Origin of the sequence: Salinicola sp. CPA57, from assembly GCF_003206035.1 — a bacterium.
In the GTDB taxonomy this organism is placed as follows: domain Bacteria; phylum Pseudomonadota; class Gammaproteobacteria; order Pseudomonadales; family Halomonadaceae; genus Salinicola; species Salinicola socius.
Genome location: NZ_PZJR01000005.1, coordinates 74,778 through 96,344 on the forward strand (window position 1 = coordinate 74,778; position 21,567 = coordinate 96,344).

Annotated in this window: 24 protein-coding genes; 6 read left to right on the forward strand and 18 right to left on the reverse strand. The window is 63.0% G+C overall.

What is annotated here, in order from left to right; genetic code table 11:
• Positions 1–45: 45 nt before the first annotated feature.
• Entirely contained in the window at positions 46–822 is a 777-nt protein-coding gene (locus DOM36_RS06810; protein ID WP_075568465.1) for a ferredoxin--NADP reductase, read from the reverse strand.
• A gap of 152 nt (positions 823–974) precedes the next feature.
• Between DOM36_RS06810 and DOM36_RS06815 the strand changes: the two genes are divergently transcribed.
• Positions 975–1,901 (forward strand): LysR family transcriptional regulator, encoded by a 927-nt coding sequence (locus DOM36_RS06815; RefSeq protein ID WP_110642132.1) that lies wholly within the window; start codon positions 975–977, stop codon positions 1,899–1,901.
• Positions 1,902–1,929: 28 nt separating this feature from the next.
• Here the strand turns inward: DOM36_RS06815 and DOM36_RS06820 are convergent, their stop codons facing one another.
• The 9 genes from DOM36_RS06820 to hemE all read right to left on the reverse strand — a co-directional run bounded on the left by DOM36_RS06820 (position 1,930) and on the right by hemE (position 9,520).
• On the reverse strand, positions 1,930–2,346 hold the full coding sequence (locus tag DOM36_RS06820; protein WP_075568463.1) for a host attachment protein: 417 nt from the start codon (positions 2,344–2,346) through the stop codon (positions 1,930–1,932).
• Positions 2,347–2,511: 165 nt separating this feature from the next.
• Entirely contained in the window at positions 2,512–2,901 is a 390-nt protein-coding gene (locus DOM36_RS06825; protein WP_075568462.1) for a Rid family detoxifying hydrolase, read from the reverse strand.
• Between the two features lie 25 nt (positions 2,902–2,926).
• Positions 2,927–3,706 (reverse strand): amino acid ABC transporter ATP-binding protein, encoded by a 780-nt coding sequence (locus tag DOM36_RS06830; protein WP_279626525.1) that lies wholly within the window; start codon positions 3,704–3,706, stop codon positions 2,927–2,929.
• A gap of 64 nt (positions 3,707–3,770) precedes the next feature.
• A complete protein-coding gene (locus DOM36_RS06835) occupies positions 3,771–4,883 on the reverse strand; it encodes an amino acid ABC transporter permease (protein WP_110642134.1) in 1,113 nt (370 codons plus the stop codon).
• A gap of 1 nt (position 4,884) precedes the next feature.
• Positions 4,885–6,075 (reverse strand): amino acid ABC transporter permease, encoded by a 1,191-nt coding sequence (locus DOM36_RS06840; RefSeq protein ID WP_075568461.1) that lies wholly within the window; start codon positions 6,073–6,075, stop codon positions 4,885–4,887.
• Between the two features lie 85 nt (positions 6,076–6,160).
• The gene (locus tag DOM36_RS06845; RefSeq protein ID WP_075568460.1) at positions 6,161–7,189 is read right to left on the reverse strand and encodes an amino acid ABC transporter substrate-binding protein; all 1,029 of its coding nucleotides are present in this window, start codon (positions 7,187–7,189) and stop codon (positions 6,161–6,163) included.
• A 289-nt stretch (positions 7,190–7,478) separates the two neighbouring features.
• Entirely contained in the window at positions 7,479–7,814 is a 336-nt protein-coding gene (locus DOM36_RS06850; RefSeq protein WP_232823758.1) for a VanZ family protein, read from the reverse strand.
• Positions 7,815–7,908: 94 nt separating this feature from the next.
• The gene (locus DOM36_RS06855) at positions 7,909–8,433 is read right to left on the reverse strand and encodes a DUF393 domain-containing protein (RefSeq protein WP_157958581.1); all 525 of its coding nucleotides are present in this window, start codon (positions 8,431–8,433) and stop codon (positions 7,909–7,911) included.
• Positions 8,405–9,520: a uroporphyrinogen decarboxylase gene (gene hemE / locus DOM36_RS06860; protein WP_110642138.1), complete on the reverse strand. Its 1,116-nt coding sequence runs from the start codon at positions 9,518–9,520 to the stop codon at positions 8,405–8,407. Before hemE ends, DOM36_RS06855 begins: the two co-directional genes overlap by 29 nt.
• Before the next feature lie 146 nt (positions 9,521–9,666).
• Between hemE and ribA the strand changes: the two genes are divergently transcribed.
• From ribA to DOM36_RS06875, 3 genes are all read left to right on the forward strand, one after another.
• Positions 9,667–10,302 (forward strand): GTP cyclohydrolase II, encoded by a 636-nt coding sequence (gene ribA, locus DOM36_RS06865; protein ID WP_075568456.1) that lies wholly within the window; start codon positions 9,667–9,669, stop codon positions 10,300–10,302.
• A gap of 146 nt (positions 10,303–10,448) precedes the next feature.
• Positions 10,449–11,162 carry a hemolysin III family protein gene (locus DOM36_RS06870; protein WP_075568455.1) on the forward strand — a complete coding sequence of 238 codons (714 nt, stop codon included), beginning with the start codon at positions 10,449–10,451 and terminating at the stop codon, positions 11,160–11,162.
• 149 nt (positions 11,163–11,311) lie between these two features.
• Positions 11,312–13,171 (forward strand): ABC transporter ATP-binding protein, encoded by a 1,860-nt coding sequence (locus DOM36_RS06875; protein ID WP_110642140.1) that lies wholly within the window; start codon positions 11,312–11,314, stop codon positions 13,169–13,171.
• Positions 13,172–13,208: 37 nt separating this feature from the next.
• Here DOM36_RS06875 and DOM36_RS06880 read toward each other — a convergent pair whose 3' ends face one another.
• From DOM36_RS06880 to DOM36_RS06890, 3 genes are all read right to left on the reverse strand, one after another.
• A complete protein-coding gene (locus DOM36_RS06880) occupies positions 13,209–13,715 on the reverse strand; it encodes a YetF domain-containing protein (RefSeq protein WP_075568453.1) in 507 nt (168 codons plus the stop codon).
• A gap of 130 nt (positions 13,716–13,845) precedes the next feature.
• Positions 13,846–14,175, reverse strand: a complete 330-nt coding sequence (locus tag DOM36_RS06885) for a multidrug efflux SMR transporter (protein WP_075568452.1) — start codon at positions 14,173–14,175, stop codon at positions 13,846–13,848.
• Entirely contained in the window at positions 14,175–14,492 is a 318-nt protein-coding gene (locus DOM36_RS06890; protein WP_083941408.1) for an SMR family transporter, read from the reverse strand. The genes DOM36_RS06885 and DOM36_RS06890 overlap by 1 nt, the downstream gene beginning before the upstream one ends.
• Before the next feature lie 104 nt (positions 14,493–14,596).
• On the opposite strand from DOM36_RS06890, the gene DOM36_RS06895 reads away from it, so the two are divergent.
• Positions 14,597–15,181, forward strand: coding sequence for a TetR/AcrR family transcriptional regulator (locus tag DOM36_RS06895; protein ID WP_157958582.1), 585 nt, complete (start codon positions 14,597–14,599; stop codon positions 15,179–15,181).
• Here the strand turns inward: DOM36_RS06895 and DOM36_RS06900 are convergent, their stop codons facing one another.
• From DOM36_RS06900 to DOM36_RS06920, 5 genes are all read right to left on the reverse strand, one after another.
• Entirely contained in the window at positions 15,182–15,781 is a 600-nt protein-coding gene (locus tag DOM36_RS06900) for a class I SAM-dependent methyltransferase (protein ID WP_075568450.1), read from the reverse strand.
• A 100-nt stretch (positions 15,782–15,881) separates the two neighbouring features.
• Positions 15,882–16,655 (reverse strand): co-chaperone DjlA, encoded by a 774-nt coding sequence (gene djlA, locus DOM36_RS06905; protein ID WP_075568449.1) that lies wholly within the window; start codon positions 16,653–16,655, stop codon positions 15,882–15,884.
• A gap of 10 nt (positions 16,656–16,665) precedes the next feature.
• A complete protein-coding gene (gene dxs / locus DOM36_RS06910; RefSeq protein ID WP_198651226.1) occupies positions 16,666–18,639 on the reverse strand; it encodes a 1-deoxy-D-xylulose-5-phosphate synthase in 1,974 nt (657 codons plus the stop codon).
• A 17-nt stretch (positions 18,640–18,656) separates the two neighbouring features.
• On the reverse strand, positions 18,657–19,547 hold the full coding sequence (gene ispA / locus DOM36_RS06915) for a (2E,6E)-farnesyl diphosphate synthase (protein ID WP_110642146.1): 891 nt from the start codon (positions 19,545–19,547) through the stop codon (positions 18,657–18,659).
• Positions 19,537–19,845, reverse strand: coding sequence for an exodeoxyribonuclease VII small subunit (locus DOM36_RS06920; protein ID WP_110642313.1), 309 nt, complete (start codon positions 19,843–19,845; stop codon positions 19,537–19,539). The genes ispA and DOM36_RS06920 overlap by 11 nt, the downstream gene beginning before the upstream one ends.
• A 447-nt stretch (positions 19,846–20,292) precedes the next feature.
• Between DOM36_RS06920 and serA the strand changes: the two genes are divergently transcribed.
• Complete coding sequence (serA, locus tag DOM36_RS06925; RefSeq protein WP_075568446.1) at positions 20,293–21,543, forward strand: phosphoglycerate dehydrogenase; 1,251 nt, start codon at positions 20,293–20,295, stop codon at positions 21,541–21,543.
• Positions 21,544–21,567 lie beyond the last annotated feature (24 nt).

The following is a 21,567-nucleotide window of genomic DNA, read 5'->3' on the forward strand; positions in this document are numbered from 1 at the left end:
AGCTTACGTCATCACGCGCTCGGCGAGTCGGATCACTTCTCGACCTTATTTTTCAACAAAAGCCCGCTCGATGACATAGTCACCCGGCTCGCCCATTCGCGGCGAAATGGCAAACCCCAGTTCGTCGAGCAGCCCGCTGGTCTCCTCGAGCATCGCCGGGCTGCCGCAGATCATGGCCCGATCCTGCTTCGGATCCAGCGGCGGCAAGCCCGTGTCCTCGAACAGCTTGCCGCTGCGGATATGGTCGGTCAGGCGACCCATGGTGTGAAACGCTTCGCGCGTCACCGTCGGGTAATAGACCAGCTTCTCGCGAATCTCGTCGCCCAGGTACTCGTGCGCCGGCAGCTCCTTGGAGATGAAGTCGGCGTAGGCCAGCTCGCTGACCGACCGCACGCCGTGAATCAGCACGATCTTCTCGAAGCGCTCATAGGCTTCGGGATCCTGAATCAGGCTCATGAAAGGGGCCAGCCCGGTGCCGGTGGAAAGCATGTACAGGTTGCGTCCCGGCAGCAGATCGTCGCAGACCAGCGTACCGGTCGGCTTGCGGCTGACCATGATCTGATCGCCCACCTTGAGGTGCTGCAGACGCGACGTCAGCGGACCATCCTGTACCTTGATGCTGAAGAACTCGAGGTGATCTTCATAGTTGGGGCTGGCGACGGAATAAGCGCGCACCAGCGGCTTGCCGTCGACTTCCAGGCCGATCATGACGAACTGCCCGTTCTTGAAGCGCAAACTGCGTTCGCGCGTGGTCCGGAAGCTGAACAGCGTGTCGTTCCAGTGGTGAACGCTCAAGACCTCTTCCAGGGCAAACTTGCTCATGACCGACTCCTGACGATGACTGCGACCGATAATAGCGAAAAGGCATAGATGAGATGCCAAGTAGATGACCGAACTATAAGAAACTGCCAGTATTCTGTTAAGTGGATTATTTGGATATTCTATATCCACAAAATCGATAACGGATCCAGGACATGCGCTATACCCTGCGTCAACTCGAGGTTTTCGTGGCGATCGCCCAGCATCAGAGCGTTTCCCGCGCCGCCCAGACGCTGTCGATGTCGCAGTCGGCAACGAGCACCGCGCTGGCGGAACTGGAGCGTCAGTTCGACTGCCAGTTGCTGGATCGACTCGGCAAACGCCTCAAACTGAATGCGCTGGGTTTTCAGCTACTGCCCAAGGTGGTCGCCTTGCTGGATCGCGGGGAGGAGATCGAAGAGCTGCTGCAGGGCCAGAGCGGTATCAGCTCGCTGGAAGTCGGAGCGACGCTGACGATCGGCAATTATCTGGCAACGCTGCTGATCAGCGACTTCATGCAGCGCTATCCGGAAAGCCGGGTCAGGCTGCAGGTTCGCAATACCGCCTCGATCGTCGAACGCATCGCGCTGCATGAGCTGGATCTGGGTCTGATCGAGGGCGACTGCCAGCATGACGATATCGTCATTCAACCCTGGATCGAAGACGATCTCACCGTGTTCTGCTCCCCTCGTCACCCGCTGGCCGAAGCGCGTAGCGCCGATGTCGAGCGACTGCTGCGCGAGGCGTGGATCATGCGAGAGGTGGGTTCCGGCACGCGCAGGACACTGGAACATGCCATGCGCCACCGACGGGGCCGCTTCAACATCCTGCTGGAGCTGGAACATACCGAAGGGATCAAGCGCGCCGTGGAGTCTGGTCTCGGCATTGGCTGCGTATCGCGTCTGGCACTGAGAGATGCCTTCCGCCGCGGCAGCCTGGTACCAATCGCGACGCCCGAACTGGATCTGACGCGCCGATTCGCTTTCATCTGGCACCGCCAGAAGTATCTGACCACCGGCATGCGGGAGTTTCTGCGCCTGTGCCGCGAGATGACCGCCGGTATTCAGCGCAGCGATGAAATCGATCTGCCGACGATCCCCTGAGGAGGCGATCGCCGGCACGGGTCAACGGTCAATCGAGCTTGCCGGCGATCTCTTCCTCGCTGGCCTTCGAGAGGTCCTTGTCCAGCGTCTGAATCACGCAGTCGAGCGTCGGCTTGTCGAGCTTTTCTCGCAACTGGCCCAGAAACTGCGGCGCCGCAATCAGTACGAACTTGTCGGCCTTGCCCTGGGTCCTCGCATCACGCAGATAGCCCGCGACTTCCTTGGCGAAGACCATCGCCTGCTTTTCGGAGGTGGCGTTCTCGTTGCCGGTCTGACGCTGGCTGGCGCCCGAGGTCGCCTCGCCCTTGCCGCCGGTGCGCAGATCGCCGGTATGCAGCCGGGACTCCGGATGCGTCAACGTCTCGATCTCCCGCAGCGTCCGCGCTTCTCGAGCGAAGATGCGCGCGCGTGAGGCATCGGCGGCGACGACAAATGTCTTGTCCATGATCGATTCTCCAAGTCCGTGGATGGTACTCACCAAGCGTGGTAGAGATTCGCGCGTCGCTCAACCCCTACCCGGTCGGCAGCATGGAAACGACGGCGCCGAAACGACAGCGCCCCGCTGGCTGGCGGGGCGCTGGCGATACCATCCGGCCTTTCGACGCGAACGCTAGGCCGGTGGAATCCAGGCAATCATGTCCACCTCGACATCGGCCCCGCCAGCCAGGCCGGTGACGCCGATACAGGTCCGCGTGGGCAGCGGGTTCTGGAAGTAGCTGGCATAGACGCCGTTCACTTCTTCGAAGTGGCCCATGTTGGTAATGAAGACCCGGCTCTGGACGACGTGTTCGAAGCTGCTGCCAACGGCCTCGAGCACGATCGCCAGGTTCTGCATCACCCGATGTGTCTGCTCGGTGAAGGTTCCCAGCAGCATCTCGTTGGTCTCCGGCACGGTCGGCATCTGGCCGGTGATAAAAACCAGATTGCCGACCTTGCAGGCGTGGGAGAATGGCGCGATCGGCTGCGGTGCGCCCTCGACGAAGAGTTTTTCGATACCCATGTCCGTGGCTCTCTCCATCACGAGGTCAATGTCCCAGAATCTGGCTCAGGAACAGTTGGGTGCGTTCGGAACGCGGGTTGTTGAAGAACTCGTGCGGCGGCGCTTCCTCGATGATCTGCCCCTGGTCCATGAAGATTACCCGGTCGGCGACGGTCTTGGCGAAGCCCATCTCGTGGGTGACGCAGAGCATGGTCATGCCTTCATGTGCCAGCTCGATCATGACGTCGAGCACTTCCTTGATCATCTCAGGATCGAGCGCTGACGTCGGCTCGTCGAACAGCATCACCTCGGGACGCATGCAGAGCGCCCGGGCGATCGCCACGCGCTGCTGCTGGCCACCCGAGAGCTGGCCGGGATACTTCAGCGCCTGATCGGCGATCTGGACGCGCTCGAGATACTCCATGGCGGTCTTCTCGGCCTCGGCACGGGGCTTCTTCTGCACCCAGATCTGGGACAGGCAGCAGTTCTCCAGCACGCTCAGGTGCGGAAACAGATTGAAGTGCTGGAAGACCATGCCGACGTTGCGGCGAATCTGTTCGATCCGCTTGACGTCATTGGTCATCGGCACGCCGTTGACCACGATCGAACCCTGCTGATGCTCCTCCAGATGATTGATGCAACGAATCATCGTCGATTTTCCCGAACCTGACGGTCCGCAGATGACGATGCGCTCCCCCTTGGTCACGGTCAGGTTGATGTCGCGCAGCACATGAAAGCTGCCGTACCACTTGTTGAGATGATCGATTTCGATCATCGGTCCGTCGCTGCCGGGCGCGGTGGTCCGAGACGCTGTCGCTTCGCTCATGGCAATGATTTCCTGATGACGATCTTGTTATGTGAGGACGCAGGCGCAGACACGCTCGCCGCCCTCACCGTTTATGTCCGGTATTGAGACGGCGCTCGATGTACTGGCTGTAGCGAGACATGCTGAAACAGAAGATCCAGTAGACCGCCGCCGCGAACACGTAGCCTTCGGTGGAGAAACCGAGCCAGTTCGAGTCGGTCAGTCCGGCACGGATGATCGCCAGCAGGTCGAACAGGCCGATGATCAGTACCAGCGAGGTGTCCTTGAACAGCGCGATGAAGGTATTGACGATGCCCGGGATGACCATTTTCAGCGCCTGCGGCAGAATGATCAGCCCCGTTCGCTGCCAGTAGCTTAGTCCCAGCGCCTGTCCGGCCTCGTTCTGCCCTTTGCCGATCGCCTGCAGGCCACTACGAATGACCTCCGCCATGTACGCGCTCCAGAAGAACATGATGCCGATCAGCGCACGCAGCAGCTTGTCGAAATCCAGCTCTCCCGGCACGAACAGCGGCAGCATCACCGACGCCATGAACAGCACCGTGATCAGCGGGACCCCTCGCCAGAACTCGATGAAGATCACGCAGATCCCTTTGACGAAGGGCATCTTCGAGCGCCGTCCCAGCGCCAGGATGATACCCAGCGGCAGCGATCCGACGATGCCCACCACCGCGATCGTCAGCGTCAGCATCAGCCCGCCCCAGGCGCGAGTCGGTACGTACTCGAGTCCGAACGAGCCGCCCACCAGCAGGAAAAAGGCAATGATCGGGAAGCCGGTCAACGTGAACAGCGCCACCCACTTCTTGCGCGGCATCTTCGGCACCGCCAGCCAGGCGACCAGAATCGCCAGCAGCGCAAACACGATGTCGACCCGCCAACGCGCGGCCTCGGGGTAGAAGCCGTAGATGATGGATTCGAACCGGGCCGAGATGAAAACCCAGCAGGCGCCATCACCGGTACAGGCATCACGCGTGGTACCGATCCAGTCGGCATCGATGATCGCCCACTCAAGGAATGGCCAGACCAATCGCGCCAGTAACACGATGACCACGATCGAGACGATGCTGTTGATCGGACCGTTGAACAGATTGGCCCGAAACCAGCCGATCACGCCTCGGCTCTGGTCGGGCGCCTCGCGCGCGTCGATCATCTCGGTGCGGAAGGTAGAGTCAGTCGTCATCTCAACGCTCCTTCAGCAGCGTGCGGGCATTGTAGAGATTCATCAGGAACGACACCGTCAGACTGATGACCAGGTAGACCGCCATGGTCATGGCGATGATCTCGATCGCCTGCCCCGTCTGGTTGAGCGTGGTGCCGGCAAAGACGGCGACCAGATCCGGGTAGCCGATGGCGGTGGCCAGCGATGAGTTCTTGATCAGGTTGAGATACTGGCTGGTCATCTGCGGCACGATGACCCGCATCGCCTGGGGGATGACGATCTTGCGCAGGGTAATGGCCTCCGGCAGGCTCAGCGAGCGTGCCGCTTCCGTCTGACCGTGAGAGACCGACAGAATGCCCGAGCGCACGATCTCGGCAATGAAAGCGGCGGTATAGATCGACAGCGCCAACCACAGTGCCAACAGCTCCGGCAGAATATTGATCCCGCCGCGGAAGTTGAACCCGGTCAGTTCCGGCAACGTCCACTCGAGTGGCGAACCGGTGAGAAGGAAGACGATCAATGGCAGGCCGATGACGAGAGCCGCGCCGATCCAGTAGACCGGCAGCGCCTGCCCGGTTCTTGCCTGACGTCGCTTGGCGAACAGTCCGAACAGGATGGCACCGACCACGGCGATCAATAACGCCCACGGCGTGGCGGCGAAGCCATCCAGCGGCTGTGGATCGGGCATCACCATGCCGCGAACGTTGAAGAAAAAGGCATCGAACAACGACAGGCTCTGTCGCGGCGATGGCAGTGCCCGCAGCACGGCGTAATACCAGAACAGGATCTGGACCAGCAGCGGGATGTTACGGAAGGCCTCGACATAGATCGTGGCCAGGCGCGCCAACAACCAGTTGGGCGACAGCCGGGCGATGCCGACCATGAAACCGATGATGGTGGCCGCCACGATCCCCAGCGCCGACACCAGCAGCGTGTTGAGCAGTCCGATGACGAACGTCTTGCCGTAGGTGCTATCGCTGGTGTACTCGATCAGCGTCTGCGGAATCGCAAAGCCAGCCCGACCTTCGAGAAAGCCAAAGCCGGTATGGATACCGCGGGCCTCGAGGTTGAGCAGCGTATTGTGAACCAGATAACCGACGAAGGCCGCCAGGACCAGAAACAGCACGGCCTGGACGATCAGGGCGCGAATGGCGGGATTCCGCCACAAGGGCCCCCGCCCCCGACGCGGCAGGGTAGTGGATGGACGCAACATGAGTTGTCTCTACTCGAGCGTTGAGAGGCACCGCGTCCCGGCGCTCAGACCGAAGGGACGCGGTGTCGAGAGGACGATTTAACGCTTAGCGAACCGGCGGGGCATACTGGATGCCGCCCTCGTTCCACAGCGCGTTGATGCCGCGCTCGAGCTCCATCGGCGAGTCCATACCGACGGTACGTTCGAAGACTTCGCCGTAGTTGCCGACCATCTTGACGATGTTGTAGGCCCAGTCGTTGCTGATGCCCATCTGCTCGCCGAAGTTACCATCCTTGCCCAGCAGGCGAGCCACGTCCGGATTCGGCGGGTTATCGCGCATCTGGTCGACATTTTCGCTGGTCACGCCGAGTTCTTCGGCATTGAGCATGGCGAACAGGCTCCACTTGACGATATCGAACCACTGATCGTCACCCTGGCGCACGACCGGACCCAGCGGTTCCTTGGAAATGCGCTCGGGCAGAATGACAACGCCGTCGGGATCCGCCAGCTGCAGACGCAGCGCGGCCAGCTGCGAGGAGTCGGACGTCAGTACGTCACAGCGGCCACTATCGAAACCCTGAGCGGTCTGGTCCGAGGTATCGAAGGCGACCTGCTGGAACTGCATGTCATGCGCCTTGAAGTAGTCGGCCATGTTCAGCTCGGTGGTGGTGCCGGCCTGGACACAGATCGACGCCCCATCAAGCTCTGTCGCACTCTTGACGCCCAGGTCCTTGCGTACCAGGAAGCCCTGACCGTCGTAGAAGTTGACGCCAGCGAAGTTCAGACCCAGGGAGTTGTCACGCGTGGCGGTCCAGGTCGTGTTGCGGGAGAGCAGATCGACCTCGCCGGACTGCAGGGCGGTGAAACGCTCCTTGGCGGTGAGCGGAGAGAAGACGACCTTTTCCGGATCGCCCAGAACGGCCGCGGCAACGGCACGGCAGACTTCGACGTCGATACCGGTCCACTTGCCATTCTCGTCGGGTGAGGAGAAACCGGTAAGGCCCGTGCTGACGCCACAGGTGAACTCGCCGCTGCTTTTGACATCATCCAGAGTGGCAGCCTGAACATGGGTGACGGCAACCGCGGCTAGCATGGCGGCTGGCATGACAATCAGGCTTTTATTCTTGTAGCGCATATGGAATCAACTCCCTCGCGTTATCATTTGAGTGCATGTCGCGACATGCCCAGATGAAATTAGCAAAGTTCGTTCCACTTTCGCTCTGCCGCGCGTAAAACCCTGTTTCAACGCTACTCTAGCGCTATCGTCGACCGGCCTTGCGACCTCTGTCGGGTTTGGAATCCGCCGGAACAACAACAAATTGTTTCAAAACAGTGCCTAAATAACACAAGCGCACCAAAAAGGTGCTCGATATCGAAGGGCGTTCCAACGGCATTGCCATCAACTGGCGGGGCGATCTCTTCGACTATTGTTGAGTGCCATTCCGGTAGCGTATCCACTTTCCGATCAGGAAAAGCCCCACCAGACCCACGCCGGCACCCAAGGCATTCGCCAGAATGTCGCCCCAGTCGCCACCGTGGCGCCCCGGCACCCAGATCTGCAGCACTTCGATGACGATACTGACGATGACGGCCACCCCCCAGGCGACCATCCACCGGCGACCGGTGAGACGCAGGCCCGCTGCCAGACCGGCGTAGGCGATGAAATGGTTGAGCTTGTCCCACGGCAGGTGCTGCGGCAGATCGGAAGCCGGGCTCAAGCTGCCCCAGGCGATACCCGCGACCCAGATCAGCGTCAGCATCGCGCATCTTTTTTGCCACGCGCTCATCGGCATCGTCGTCCGTCCCTGAATGCCGGCTTGTCGAGCCCTCGATCCCTGCGTCGCCGGTCGAAGTTCACTGTCCGTCGGCCAGTTGCGGCGGCAGTCCGCAGCGTCGACAGAATTCGGGCGTCAGCGTCTTGAGCCAGCGCGCATGACCTTCGAGACGCTCGCCACCGACGAATGCCAGCCGGTGCCGGTGATCGCCGATGAAACGGTAGCCGCTCTCGCGCAGGGGCCGCGGCACCCGCCGCAGCGCGCCGAGATGCTGCCACTTTCCCTGCAGTCGGGCGGCGAGACGCCAGGCGGCATCGCTGTTGCGGCTGAGCTCGCCGTCGGCGACATACCAGATGCTGTCGGTAGCGGCGAAATCGATCTGGTAATGCGCCCCGATCCGGCGGGATACCGCACTCGACAGCCCGGCAATGCGCAGCTGGCTGCCGTCGCGTTCGTGCGCCAGCAGCCAGCGCACCGAACGCCGGCAGAACGGGCAGCCGGCGTCGAACAGCAGCAGGCCATCCCCGAACTCTGTACCGGCAGGCGCTCGGCTGACTGGCTCTCTGCTGCCAGGCTCAGCGATGGTAGGCGGGACTGAGTTCATGCAGGGCGTCCATGAACGCGGTGACGTGGTCCGGATCGGTGAACTGGCTGATGCCGTGGCCCAGGTTGAAGACATGTCCCTCGCCCGGCCCGAAGCTTTCGAGAATGCGCGCTACCTCTTCACGAATCCGCGACGGCGGCGCGAACAGCACGTTGGGATCGAGATTGCCCTGCAGCGCTACCCGCCCCCCGACGCGACGCCGAGCGTCGCTCAGTTCCGTGGTCCAGTCCAGGCCCACGGCGTCGCAGCCGCTGTCGGCGATCGACTCGAGCCACTGCCCGCCGTTCTTGGTGAACAGGATCACCGGTACGCGACGACCGCCGTGCTCGCGAATCAGGCCGCTGACGATGCGCTGCATGTAGGCCAGCGAAAACTCGCGATAGGCTGGCGTGGAGAGGGCCCCGCCCCAGGTATCGAAGATCTGCACGACCTGAGCGCCGGCACGGATCTGGGCGTTGAGATAGTCGGTGACCGCAGTCGCCAACAGACCGAGCAGACTGTGCAGCGTCTCCGGATCGCCGTAGAGCATCGCTTTGAGGTGACGGAAATCCTTGCTCGAGCCGCCTTCGACCATATAGGTCGCCAGCGTCCACGGGCTACCGGAGAAGCCGATCAGCGGCACGCGGCCGTTGAGCTCGCGACGGATCGTGGCGACCGCGTTCATGACGTAATCGAGATCGCGCTCGGCGTCCGGCGCCGTCAGCGCGGCAACGTCCCCGGCGGAGCGCACCGTCTTGCGGAACTTGGGGCCCTCGCCGGTCTCGAAGTAGAGCCCGAGGCCCATGGCATCCGGAATGGTGAGAATGTCCGAGAACAGGATCGCGGCGTCCAGCGGGTAGCGCTCCAGCGGCTGCAGCGTCACCTCGCAGGCCAGCTCGGCATTGCGGCACAGATCCATGAAGCTCCCCGCGTGGGCGCGAGTCTGACGATACTCCGGCAGGTAGCGGCCGGCCTGTCGCATCATCCAGACCGGCGTGCGATCGAGCGGTTGACGAGCCAGCGCCCGCAACAGGCGATCGTTATGCAGCGCCTGCGGCGGGAGATCCTGGGAAAGCGTCTGCGGCTGGGTATCCTTGGAGAAAGTCATGACAGCCTTTTACGTTCGAGATTTGCTCTCATTGTAACGGATCGGCCGGCGGGCCTGTTATAATGCTGCCCCTTTAATTATCGGCGCTCTGGTCCAGGCATTCGATGCCGAAGCCTTCGAGCGTTTCCCCATATCGCGAGGTCATCGTGACGATCCGCTTCATCGCCGCATCGCAACTGCCCACCCCTTGGGCGACGTTCATGCTGCACGGCTTCCAGGAAGAGTCCAGCGGCAAGGAACACGTCGTGCTGACCCTCGGCGACGTCACCACGCCGGCGCCGGTCCTGGCCCGCGTGCATTCGGAATGCCTGACCGGTGATGCCCTGTTCTCGATGCGCTGCGACTGCGGCTACCAACTCCAGGAAGCGCTCAAGCGAATCGCCGATGAAGGACGTGGCGCGCTGCTCTATCTGCGTCAGGAAGGTCGCGGCATCGGTCTGCTCAACAAGATCCGTGCCTATGCTCTTCAGGACGACGGGGCCGATACCGTCGAGGCCAACGAGCGACTGGGATTCGGCGCCGATCAGCGCCGCTACGATATCTGCGTGCCGATGCTCGCGCATCTGGGCATCCAGTCGCTGCGACTGATGACCAACAATCCGCGCAAGGTCGAGGCCCTGAGCCAGGATGGGGTGGAGATCCACGAGCGCCTGCCGATCACCACCGGCCGCAATCCGTTCAACGAGCATTACCTGACCACCAAGGTCGGCAAGCTCGATCACATGATGGATCTGGACGATTTCACGCCTGCCAGCAGTGTGGATATCGAACGCGACGCCTGAATTGACTCGTTCCACGCCTTCGTGGGCTGTCGCCGACGTCATATCGGCGTCATCATGGAACCGGATACTGAACGCCAAGCGCGCAAATCAGTCTCAACGACAGCTTTCAACTCCTGCCGCCTTCATTGCCTGGGGTTTCGAAAAACATGTCCAAACTCTCATCACACCAACCGGCTGCACCACGAGCCGCTCGAACGACAGCCACTGAACCGGGGGCAGAGTTCTCGCATCTCGAGGAGTGGCTGCACAGCATCAGCCACGGCATCGGCGCCGCCCTGAGTCTCGTCGGCATGATCGTGCTGATCGTGCTCGCCAGCATCGCCGCCCACGTCGACCCCTGGAAGATCGTCAGCATCTCGCTCTACGGTTGCTGCCTGCTGCTGCTTTATACCGCCTCGACGCTCTACCACGGTTTCCGCAGCCGGCGTTTGAAGCGCGTCTTCCAGGCTTTCGATCACTGCGCCATCTATCTGCTGATCGCCGGCACCTACACCCCATTCCTGCTGGTCAATCTACGCGGCCCCACCGGCTGGGCGCTGTTCGCGATCATCTGGAGCCTGGCATTGGGGGGAATTGCGCTTCGTCTGGCCTGGCCGCACCGTTTCGGCGTGCTGCGCGTCTTCATCTATCTGATCATGGGCTGGCTGATTCTGATCGCCTCCGGCAGTCTGGCCGATCGCCTTCCCGATCGCGGTATTGCCCTGCTGGTCGCCGGCGGTATCATCTACACCGTGGGCGTGATCTTCTACGCCATCCGTGCCATTCCCTTCCATCACGCCATCTGGCACCTGTTCGTGATCGGCGGCAGCGTCTGCCATTTCTTCGCGGTCTATACCGCCGTGCTGCCGTTCCAGGCCTGACGCCAACTCTGGGAAGAACGGACAGGAAGGACCAATGATGGCGGCGAGCGGATTGCCAAAGCCCCCACGAGCCCTATGATCGGTACTGGCTGGCAGCGACGCTCGATGAGCGCTGGCCAGTTCGTCACGCCCCTTCCTCAAGGATTGCCATGTTTCGCTGGTTCGAAAACCGTCTCGACCCCTTCCCGCCGCAGGAGCCGCAGCGCCCGCCGGACACGTTGATCGCTTTCTGTCTGCATTACACCCGTGGCGCCTGGCCCTATCTGATGGCGGCCACGGTGCTGATGGCGCTGATTGCCGGCATCGAGGTATGGATGTTCGGTTTTCTCGGCAACATCGTCGACTGGCTGGCGGCGCAGGATCGCGAGACGTTCCTGGCCAATCAGGGCTGGAAACTGGCCGGCATGGCTTTCATCGTGCTGATTTTGCTGCCTGGCCTGGTCTGGCTGCACTCGCTGTTCAGCCAGCAGACGCTGATGGGCAACTTTCCCATGCGCATTCGCTGGATGGCCCATCGCTATCTGCTGCGGCAGTCGATGCATTTCTATCAGGACGAGTTCGCCGGGCGCATCGCGACCAAGGTGATGCAGACCTCGCTGGCCGTGCGCGAGTGCGTGATCAAGCTGTTCGACGTGCTCAACTACGTCAGCGTCTACTTCCTGGGGACGCTGATCCTGATGGGCAACGCCGATTGGCGCCTGGCGATTCCGCTGGTGGCGTGGCTTGCCGGCTATCTCATTTTGCTGAAGATCTTCGTGCCTATCATGGGCCGGGTGTCGAAATCCCAGGCCGACGCCCGTTCACGCATGACCGGTCGCATCGTCGACAGCTACAGCAACATCCAGACCGTCAAACTGTTCTCGCATGCCAGCCGCGAGGCCAAGTTCGCCAAGGAGAGCATGGACGGTTTCCTGGTCACCGTGCACCGCCAGATGCGGCTGGTCACAGGCCTCTACGGGTTACTCTACCTGCTCAACGCGCTGCTGTTGTTCAGCATCGGCTGGCTGTCGATCCAGCTGTGGCTGGCGGAGGCCGTCAGCGTGGGCGCCGTCGCGGTGGCGCTGGGTCTGGTGATGCGGCTATGGGGCATGTCGCAGTGGATCATGTGGGAAGTGTCGGGGCTATTCGAGAACATCGGCACCGTGCAGGACGGCATGGCGACACTGTCGCTGCCACACCAGATCGAGGATGAATCCGAGGCGCAGCCGTTAGACATCGATCGCGGCGAGATCGTCTTCGACCGTATCCGCTTTCACTACGGCAAGGGTGGCGGCGTCATCGACGATCTGTCGCTGACGATCCGGCCCGGCGAGAAGATCGGCCTGATCGGGCCTTCGGGCGCGGGCAAGTCGACGCTGGTCAATCTGCTGCTGCGATTCTACGACCTGGAAAATGGGGCGATTCGCATCGACGGGCAGGATATCTCGGAAGTGACTCAGGAGAGCCTGCGCGCACAGATCGGCATGGTGACGCAGGATACTTCGCTGCTGCATCGCTCGGTGCGCGACAACCTGCTCTACGGCCGCCCGGACGCCACCGACGACATGGCATGGCAGGCGGCGAAGCAGGCCCACGTTTCGGATTTCATCGAGTCCCTGCGAGACGTTCACGGCCGGGAAGGCTTCGATGCCCATGTCGGGGAGCGTGGCGTCAAGCTCTCCGGCGGCCAGCGCCAGCGCCTCGCCATCGCCCGCGTCATGCTCAAGGATGCGCCGATCCTGATTCTCGACGAAGCGACCTCGGCGCTGGATTCCGACGTCGAGGCGGCGATCCAGGAAAATCTGGACCGGCTGATGCAGGGCAAGACGGTGATCGCCATTGCCCACCGCCTCTCCACCATCGCCGCCATGGACCGGCTCGTCGTCATGGAGCGCGGCCGCATCGTCGAAGCGGGGAGCCATGCCGAACTGATTCGTCACAACGGCCTTTATGCACGGCTATGGCGTCGCCAGTCCGGCGGTTTTCTGGACGCGGAACCCGCCCCGGCCTCATCGCACGAGGCGAGCTGAACGGCAACACGGAGACCGGCCGGCTGCCCCGTCAACGTCACACTCGTCTCGACGAGAGCCCGGCCACCCCCTGCAGCGCCGAATCGCTGCCGCCGGCATCGGGAATGACACTGAATGTGCCGTCGGTCTCCAGCACCACCGCGTGCACGCGCTCGACGTCGGCGATGCCATTTTCGCGAATCGCCGCACGTACCTCGGCCTCGACGACACGCTCCTGGGCCATCGCCTCCTGGCGGAACTGGCCCTGAAACAGCAGCAGCGTCGGTTGCGACTTGATCAGATTCTTGACGGCACGGGAGCGCACCGAGGAAAACGTGATCACGAACTGCATCACCACGATGACCAGAAACGCCGTGATGCTTTGAGCCAACGAAACCTTCGGCGAGACCAGCGCCGTCGATAGCGTCGACCCCAGCGCGATGGTGACCACGAAGTCGAAGGCGTTCCACTTCGACAGCGTGCGCTTGCCGGAGAGGCGGATGATGGCGATCAGAACCAGATAACTGATGATCCCGACGACGATCGTGTGGACGATCGGATGCATGGATAGCCTCCTGATCAAGCAGTGGACAAAGAAGCTGTCAGCGTAGGTGCCGGGGAGAGATGCAGCCAGCGCCCCTTGCCCGGAGGGCTGTCAACGTCGTCCTTTCGATCGACACCGCCGACACGCGTTCTCAGCTCACCAGCTTGAGTCCTACCACGGCGGCAACGATCGTCGCCACGAACGCCAGTCGCAACGGGCGTCGCGATTCATGCCAGAACAGCATGCCCATCAGCGTGCTGCCGAGCGTGCCGATGCCGGTGAAGATGGCGTAGGCCACGCCCATGTCGATCGAGCGCATGGCGATGGACAGCAGGCCGAGCGAGCAGCCGAAGCCGCCGGCCAGGAGCAGCAAACCGCTTCGCCGCCGGCCACGATTGAGCCGATCGAAGCCGGTCACGCCGACGATTTCGAAGCAGCCCGATGCCAGTAGCGCCATCCAGTGAAACGTCGTCGGTTCCATCAGTCGTTCACCTGCTGTAATCCGATCACGCCGACCAGCAGCAGCGCGATGAACGCCAGTACCGGCCAGTGAAACGGCACCCCGAAGAAGATCCAGTCGGCCATCGCCGTACCCGCCGCGCCCAGCCCGACGAATATCGTGTAAACGGTGCTGGTCGGCAGGTAACGCACCGCGCGGGAGGCGAGCCACAGGCTGGTGATCGCCAGCACGATCGTCAGCAGCCAGTCGGTAAAGCTCTCGGCATGCTTCAGACCGGCTGCCCAGCCAACCTCGGCCAGACCGGCGAGCGGCAGAATCCCCCATTGCGGTCGCATCATGACTTGATCCGTTCGATAAAAAATGACTAACTAACGGTCGTTAGTCTATTTCGGCCTGGCAAGCTTGGCAAGCCATGCCCTCAACTTCACGGGAAGATGACCTCTTGAACACTCGAGATCGCCTCAAGCAGATCGGCCTGTCGCTGTTCGCCCGCCATGGCTACGAAGGCACGACGCTGGCACAGATCGCGACCGCCGCCGGCATCAAGAAGCCCTCGATCTACAACCATTTCGACAGCAAGGCGGCGCTGTTCCTGGAGCTGTCCCGCGATGCCGACGACGACATGATCGCCCTGATCGATGCCAGCCTGGCCAGGATGGCCCAGGCCCCGTTCGAGCAGCGGCTGCGCCATCTGCTGCAACAGTGCGCGACCTTCGCCTACCGCGAGCATCAGGGCGTGTTTTACAAGCGCTTCCTGCTGTTTCCGCCGCAGGAACTCGTCACCGAAGCCGAGGCGATCATCGACCAGGGCGAGTCCCGGATCGATCGCCGCCTGATCGCCTTCGTCCAGTCCGGACGCCGAGCCGGCGCCTTGCGCGCGACCCTGACCGACGACCATTTCATCGCCGCCTTCTACTGCATCGTCGACGGACTGCTTTCGGAGACCTTCGTGTATGAAAGGCAGGAGCTCGAGCGCCGGTTCGAGGGCGTCTGGTCGGTATTCTGGCGGGGGGTGACGGCGGATTGATCAGACTGCCTGGGGCTTGCGGTAAGCCTGATAGCAGTGCTGGTTGCGTTCGAGCGCAATCAGGGAGTGAGTCTCGAGGCCGGGAATATCAGCGATTTCCAATCCGTCGAGGGCGGCGATCGTATCCGGCGGACAGCCATTGCGTGGCGGAATGTCGTTCCAGCCCAGCAGGAAAAGCCCGCCCGGCCGCAGGCACGCCGCCGCCCCCGCGAACGCCGATTCCACGGCATCGGGTTCGTCGAGTCCCCAGCCCAGCACGCCGTTGCAGATCACCGCATCCAGGCTTTCCGGGGCCAGATGCTCGGCAATATCGGTCATGTCGGCGACGATGTGCGGATCGCCGCCGAACGCTGCCTTGGCCGGATCGATCTCCATGGTCGTGACCCGCTTGCGCGGCAACAGTTGCGGATAGTGCCGGGTGTACCAGGCGCAGCCCACCAGCAGCAGGTTCTCCACCGCCGGATCCCGATCGAGCGTGGGCAGCACCACATCCTCGAGCAGCCGCCGGTCGCCGTAGCGATAACGCAGCACCCAACCACGCTTGTCGATCGTGCCCAGCACTCGGGCGGCAGTACGGTAGAGATCGGCCTTCGCTGGCATGCACTCACGTCCCTGTCGTGGCAGTCTCGGCGTTCGAACCTCTATCTAAGCGTGTTAACTGCCGCGAGACAATAGCGACCGCAGCCCTCTCATGATGTCTTCAGCCGCGCTGATCTCGCGTTTTCTTGATCAGGTCGTAGGCGTTGCTGATCTCGCTGGTGCGCTCCTTGGCCATCTCGCGCATGCTCTCCGGCAGCCCCTTGCCGGCCAGCTTGTCAGGATGATTCTCGCTCATCAGCTTGCGATAGGCGCGCTTGAGCTCGGCATCGGAGGCATCCTCGGAAATGCCGAGCACACGATAGGCGTCTTCCAGCGACTGCCCGCTGCTCGCACCGCCGGCGCCTTGATGGGCACCGCCACGCAGCATCGCCTCGATCTGCTGGATCTCGGCCTCGGAGAAGCCAAGCCCACGCGCCACGCGAAGCAGCACCTCATGCTCGGCAGGATGCATTTCTCCGTCAGCAGCGATCGCCGCCAGCTGCACCTGCAGGAACACCTGCAGCAGCGCCCGCTGGCCGCCGGTAACGCGGCGGATCGTTTCGACCTCCGCGTCGAGATCGAATTCCGGTGCCTTGCCGCGGTTGAATGCGGCCTTGGCACGTTCACGCATCTCTCCGCTCAGATTGAGGCGGTCGAACAGCATCTCCGCCGTCCGGATCTCGTCCTCGGTAATATGGCCGTCGACCTTGCAGACACAGCCCATCACCGCGAACGTGGATTCCAGGAACTGGTGCTGGATATTGACGACGCGCCCCACCAGGGTGCTGCGAAGCTTTCGGCTGATCCACCAGCCGATGGCAGCGCCGATCAAGAGTCCCGGCAGCTTGCCGAAGAGATAGCCGATGACGGCACCGATCAGAATGGCAATTGACATGAGGGTCCTATCAGTCGTTGTTCGTGTGGAGTCGGAGGCGAATGGCTGCTTCGATGCCATCGGCATCCAGACCGCAATCGCGCAGTAGTTCGGCCGGCTTGCCATGCTCGACGAAAGTGTCGGGAATGCCCAGATTGAGCACCTGAACCTGGACACCTTCCGCCGCCAGCAGCTCGACGACGCCGCTACCGGCGCCGCCGGCCACCACGTTCTCTTCGAGCGTCACCAGCAGGTCGTGGTCCCTGGCCGCCTTCAGAATCGCTTCACGATCCAGCGGCTTCACCGAGCGCATGTTGAGGTGCGTCGCATTCAGGCGCTCGGCCACGTCGCTCGCCGGCGTATTGAGGCTGCCGAAGGCCAGTAGCGCGATGCGCGCGTCCTGCTGTGCGGTCGCTTCACGACGTAATTCGGCCTTGCCGACGGGAATCCGCGCGACCAGATCCGTGGGGATCTCGCTGCCCGGGCCGGTACCGCGCGGATAACGCACCGCCGCCGGGCCGTCGTGATCGTAGGCGGTGGAGAGCATCGCCCGGCACTCGGCCTCGTCCGCCGGCGCCAGAATGAGCATGCCGGGTATGCAGCGCAGAAAGGAGAGATCCAGCGCACCGTGGTGCGTCGGCCCATCTTCGCCAACGAGACCGGCGCGATCGATGGCGAAGGTGACATCGAGATGCTGGACGGCGATATCGTGGACGAGCTGATCGTAGCCGCGCTGCAGGAAGGTCGAGTAGATCGCCACCACCGGCTTCATCGCTTCGCAGGCCATGCCGGCCGCCAGCGTCACCGCGTGCTGCTCGGCGATCGCCACATCAAAATAGCGCTCGGGATAGAGCTGCGAAAAGCGAATCAGATCGGAGCCTTCGCGCATCGCGGGGGTAATCCCGATCAGCCTTGGATCCGCGGCCGCCATATCGCACAGCCAGTCGCCGAAGACGTTGCAGTACTTTCTCGGTTTCGAACGCGGTTTCGGCTCCGCTGTCGATCCCGCTGCGCTCGTCGCGGCAGTCGGCGGCGTGGTGGCGTCCACTTCCGGTGGCCTCGGTGGCGCCTTTTCCAGCTTGGTGATCGCATGGAAGCCGATCGGGTCGGCTTCCGCCGGCCGAAAGCCACGCCCCTTGCGGGTACGAATATGCAGGAACTGCGGACCGTCGAGATCGCGCACGGCTTCCAGCGCCTGATTCAGCGCCGCCAGGTCGTGACCGTCGATCGGCCCGAGATAGTTGAAGCCCATCTCCTCGAACAGCGTTGCCGGGCCGATCATGCCCTTGACGTGCTCCTCCGTGCGCCGGGCGAACTCCAGCGCACCGGGCAGGTGCGACAGCACGCGCTTGCCGTTCTCGCGCATGGCGGCATATGGCTTGCTGGTCAGAATGCGTGTCAGGTAGCTCGCCATCCCGCCGACGTTTTCCGAGATCGACATCTCGTTGTCGTTGAGCACGACCAGCAGGTTGGCGTCGACGTGCCCGGCGTGGGCCAGCGCCTCGAACGCCATGCCCGCCGTCAGCGCGCCGTCGCCGATCACCGCGCAGACACGGCGTTTCTCGCCCTTGGTCCGGGCGCTCAGCGCCATGCCCAGCGCCGCCGAAATCGATGTGCTCGAGTGGCCGACGCCGAAGGTGTCGTATGGCGATTCCTCGCGCCGCGGGAACGCCGCCAGGCCGCCGTACTGGCGAATGCTCGACAGCGCTTCGCGCCGGCCGGTCAGAATCTTGTGCGGGTAGGCCTGATGGCCAACGTCCCACAGCAATCGGTCGTGCGGGGTTTCCAGCGCCCGGTGCAGCGCCACGGTCAATTCGACCACGCCGAGCCCGGCGCCGAAATGGCCGCCGCTGCAGCCCACGCTGTAGAGCAGGTAGGCGCGCAGTTCGTCGGCCACCTGGCGTTGCTGCGACAGCGACATGTCACGCAATGCCGCCGGCGATTCGAGCGTATCGAGCAGCGGCGTCAGGGGCCGCTGCGTGGGAATTTCATCGAACAGCTTCATGGACATGTCGTTACCGGTCAGTGATCGCGATCGATCATGAATCGAGCCAGCGCCGCCAGCGGTTGGCCGGCCTCGCCCAGCGGCTCGAGAGATTCGAGCGCTTCGTTCAGCAGCTCGCGGGCGCGATCTTTCGCCTGCTCGACACCGAGCAGGGCGGGATAGGTAGGTTTTTCACGACGTGCATCGGCGCCGGAGATCTTGCCCAGCGTCTGGGTATCGCCGGTGACGTCGAGTACGTCGTCGTGGATCTGGAACGCCAGACCCATCGCGGCGGCGTAACGATCCAGTGCCGCGACCCGCGGGTCGGTCTCGTCGACCGCCACCAGCGCGCCCAAACGCACCGCGGCGCGAATCAATGCGCCGGTCTTGTGCTGATGCATCGCCTGCAACATCGCGAGATCCATCGACGCGCCGACGGCACCCAGATCGATCGCCTGCCCCGCCGCCATGCCATCCCGGCCCGCCGCCTGAGCGAGCGTGGTGATCAGCGCACCCAGACGTGGATGGGGGCGGGACGCCAACGCCTCGAACGCCAGCGTCTGCAGCGCATCGCCGGCCAGAATCGCCAGCGGCTCGTCGAAGGCGCGATGCACCGTCGGCCGGCCGCGGCGCAGGTCGTCATCATCCATTGCCGGCAGATCATCATGGACCAGCGAATAGGCGTGGATCATCTCGATGGCCGCCGCAGGCGCATCCAGCGCGCGCTCTTCGGCGCCGAGCGCCCGTCCGGCCAGATAGACCAGCACCGGACGCAGCCGCTTGCCGGTACCCAGCACGCTGTAGCGAATGGCATCGTCGAGGGGCGCGCAGGCTCCATCCCGACGATCGAGCCACTCGGCCAGCACCTGCTCGCTTCGCGCGCGCGCGGCGTCGATCCGTCCCTCGGCAAGAGGCATCTCAACGCCCATCGTTCGGCTCCCGGCCGTCGAACGGTTCGTGGGCCTCGAACGGCGCGGCCTGCAGCGATCCGTCGCCCTGTTCGAGCAACGCCTGCACCTTGAGTTCTGCGCTATCGAGCCGATGCTGGGCATCCCGCGTCAGCCGAATGCCGCGCTCGAACGCCGTCAACGAGGCTTCCAGCGACAATTCACCGGACTCGAGCTGGGCTACCAGCGTCTCGAGCTGGTCCAGCGTGGCGGCAAAATCCTGAGCAACGTTCTGGGAAACGTCCGTCGAGACGTCCTGGGGAACTTCCTTGTCAGCCATCTTGTCGGGCATGGGACTCTCATGTCATCGCTCGCAAACGCCGCAATGGCGCCGAGCGCGTTCTTCGAGGCGCGAGCGCCGAAACGCCGCCGCGCCAGTTCGGAAACGGCTCCTCAGTATACACCGCTGCCCCCGGGGGTCGTCTGCCCTTGGCGGCAAATCCGAGCCCCTGTTCTGCTGTGGGACCGTACGAATCTGCCGTGGGACCGTACGAACCCGGTTCTGGATAGCTGCATGCGCGAGGAGAGGCGCAAGGCGGATGCATTCGCTTCACGTTGAAGACGCGTCATTTTCATCCCGCCACACAGCGCCTGTGTTAAGCTGTGCGCCCGCTGGCGCCGCTGAAGCGGAGGCTCCTGCTACAGCCCCGCCAGGTCTTCCCCATGACCGCGACGCCGCTTTGATGCCACCGTCGCCACAAGCCGATGAAGAAGGGTTGATCCACCAATGGCCAAGACGTCTCTGGACAAGAGCAAGATCAAGATCCTCCTGCTCGAGGGTATCCACCAGTCCGCCGTGGACACGCTGCTGAACGCGGGTTACACCAGCATCGAGACGCTCTCCACGTCGCTGACCGAAGAGGATCTGATCGACAAGATCCGCGACGTGCACTTCATCGGCATTCGCTCACGAACCCAGCTTACCGAGCGGGTCTTCGACGCGGCCGAAAAACTGACCGCGGTCGGCTGTTTCTGTATCGGCACCAATCAGGTCGACCTCGATGCGGCACTGAAGCGTGCCATTCCGGTGTTCAACGCGCCCTACTCCAATACCCGTTCGGTCGCGGAGCTGGTGCTCGCCGAGACGGTCATGCTACTGCGCGGCATTCCCGAGAAGAACGCCCGCGCGCACCAGGGCGGCTGGCTGAAATCCGCCAGGAATTCTCACGAGACCCGCGGCAAGACGCTGGGGATCGTCGGCTACGGCAGCATCGGCGCCCAGCTCTCGGTACTCGCCGAATCGCTCGGCCTCGACGTGCTCTACTACGACGTGGTGACCAAGCTGGCGATGGGGAATGCGCGTCAGGTGGGCAGCCTTGAGGAACTGCTGGCGCGCGCCGACGTGGTCAGCCTCCACGTGCCGGACCTCCCCTCGACGCGCTGGATGATCGGCGCCGAGCAGATCTTGCTGATGAAGCAGGGCGGCATTCTGATCAACGCTTCTCGCGGTTCGGTCGTCGATATCGAGGCCCTGGCCGAGTCGCTCAAGAGCGGCAAGCTGCTGGGCGCGGCGATCGACGTCTTCCCGGTCGAACCCAAGGGCGCCGACGAAGAGTTCACCTCGCCGCTGCGCGGGCTCGAGAACGTGATCCTGACCCCGCACATCGGCGGCTCCACGCTGGAAGCGCAGCAGAACATCGGTATCGAAGTCGCCGAGAAGCTGGTGACCTACTCCGACAACGGCACCACCATCACCTCGGTCAACTTCCCCGAAGTGGCGCTGCCGTCTCATCCGGACAAGCACCGCCTGCTGCACATCCACGAAAACGTGCCCGGCGTGCTGTTCGAGATCAACCGGGTGTTGTCCGAAAATGGCATCAACATCGCCGGCCAGTTCCTGCAGACCAACGACAAGGTCGGTTACGTCGTCATCGACGTCGACAAGGCCTACGGCAAGCAGGCGCTGGAAGCGCTCAAGCAGGTCGACCACACGCTGCGTCTGCGCGTGCTCTACTCCGAGAGCGACTATCAGGCCTGACAGGATGCCTCGATGCACCGTCAA

Excerpts from the sequence above, each read along its gene's own strand:
- DOM36_RS06855 (WP_157958581.1), bottom strand. The coding sequence starts at position 8,433 with ATGAACTCAGTCCCGCCTACCATCGCTGAGCCTGGCAGCAGAGAGCCA.
- DOM36_RS06850 (WP_232823758.1), bottom strand. The coding sequence starts at position 7,814 with ATGCTGACGCTGATCTGGGTCGCGGGTATCGCCTGGGGCAGCTTGAGC.
- DOM36_RS06820 (WP_075568463.1), bottom strand. The coding sequence starts at position 2,346 with ATGGACAAGACATTTGTCGTCGCCGCCGATGCCTCACGCGCGCGCATC.
- DOM36_RS06840 (WP_075568461.1), bottom strand. The coding sequence starts at position 6,075 with ATGTTGCGTCCATCCACTACCCTGCCGCGTCGGGGGCGGGGGCCCTTG.
- DOM36_RS06835 (WP_110642134.1), bottom strand. The coding sequence starts at position 4,883 with ATGACGACTGACTCTACCTTCCGCACCGAGATGATCGACGCGCGCGAG.
- ispA (WP_110642146.1), bottom strand. The coding sequence starts at position 19,547 with ATGGGCGTTGAGATGCCTCTTGCCGAGGGACGGATCGACGCCGCGCGC.
- serA (WP_075568446.1), top strand. The coding sequence starts at position 20,293 with ATGGCCAAGACGTCTCTGGACAAGAGCAAGATCAAGATCCTCCTGCTC.
- DOM36_RS06890 (WP_083941408.1), bottom strand. The coding sequence starts at position 14,492 with ATGATGCGACCGCAATGGGGGATTCTGCCGCTCGCCGGTCTGGCCGAG.
- DOM36_RS06825 (WP_075568462.1), bottom strand. The coding sequence starts at position 2,901 with ATGGGTATCGAAAAACTCTTCGTCGAGGGCGCACCGCAGCCGATCGCG.
- DOM36_RS06885 (WP_075568452.1), bottom strand. The coding sequence starts at position 14,175 with ATGGAACCGACGACGTTTCACTGGATGGCGCTACTGGCATCGGGCTGC.
- DOM36_RS06875 (WP_110642140.1), top strand. The coding sequence starts at position 11,312 with ATGTTTCGCTGGTTCGAAAACCGTCTCGACCCCTTCCCGCCGCAGGAG.
- DOM36_RS06830 (WP_279626525.1), bottom strand. The coding sequence starts at position 3,706 with ATGAGCGAAGCGACAGCGTCTCGGACCACCGCGCCCGGCAGCGACGGA.
- DOM36_RS06900 (WP_075568450.1), bottom strand. The coding sequence starts at position 15,781 with ATGCCAGCGAAGGCCGATCTCTACCGTACTGCCGCCCGAGTGCTGGGC.
- dxs (WP_198651226.1), bottom strand. The coding sequence starts at position 18,639 with ATGAAGCTGTTCGATGAAATTCCCACGCAGCGGCCCCTGACGCCGCTG.
- DOM36_RS06845 (WP_075568460.1), bottom strand. The coding sequence starts at position 7,189 with ATGCGCTACAAGAATAAAAGCCTGATTGTCATGCCAGCCGCCATGCTA.
- hemE (WP_110642138.1), bottom strand. The coding sequence starts at position 9,520 with ATGACTTTCTCCAAGGATACCCAGCCGCAGACGCTTTCCCAGGATCTC.
- DOM36_RS06815 (WP_110642132.1), top strand. The coding sequence starts at position 975 with ATGCGCTATACCCTGCGTCAACTCGAGGTTTTCGTGGCGATCGCCCAG.
- djlA (WP_075568449.1), bottom strand. The coding sequence starts at position 16,655 with ATGTCAATTGCCATTCTGATCGGTGCCGTCATCGGCTATCTCTTCGGC.
- DOM36_RS06880 (WP_075568453.1), bottom strand. The coding sequence starts at position 13,715 with ATGCATCCGATCGTCCACACGATCGTCGTCGGGATCATCAGTTATCTG.
- DOM36_RS06870 (WP_075568455.1), top strand. The coding sequence starts at position 10,449 with ATGTCCAAACTCTCATCACACCAACCGGCTGCACCACGAGCCGCTCGA.
- DOM36_RS06920 (WP_110642313.1), bottom strand. The coding sequence starts at position 19,845 with ATGGCTGACAAGGAAGTTCCCCAGGACGTCTCGACGGACGTTTCCCAG.
- DOM36_RS06810 (WP_075568465.1), bottom strand. The coding sequence starts at position 822 with ATGAGCAAGTTTGCCCTGGAAGAGGTCTTGAGCGTTCACCACTGGAAC.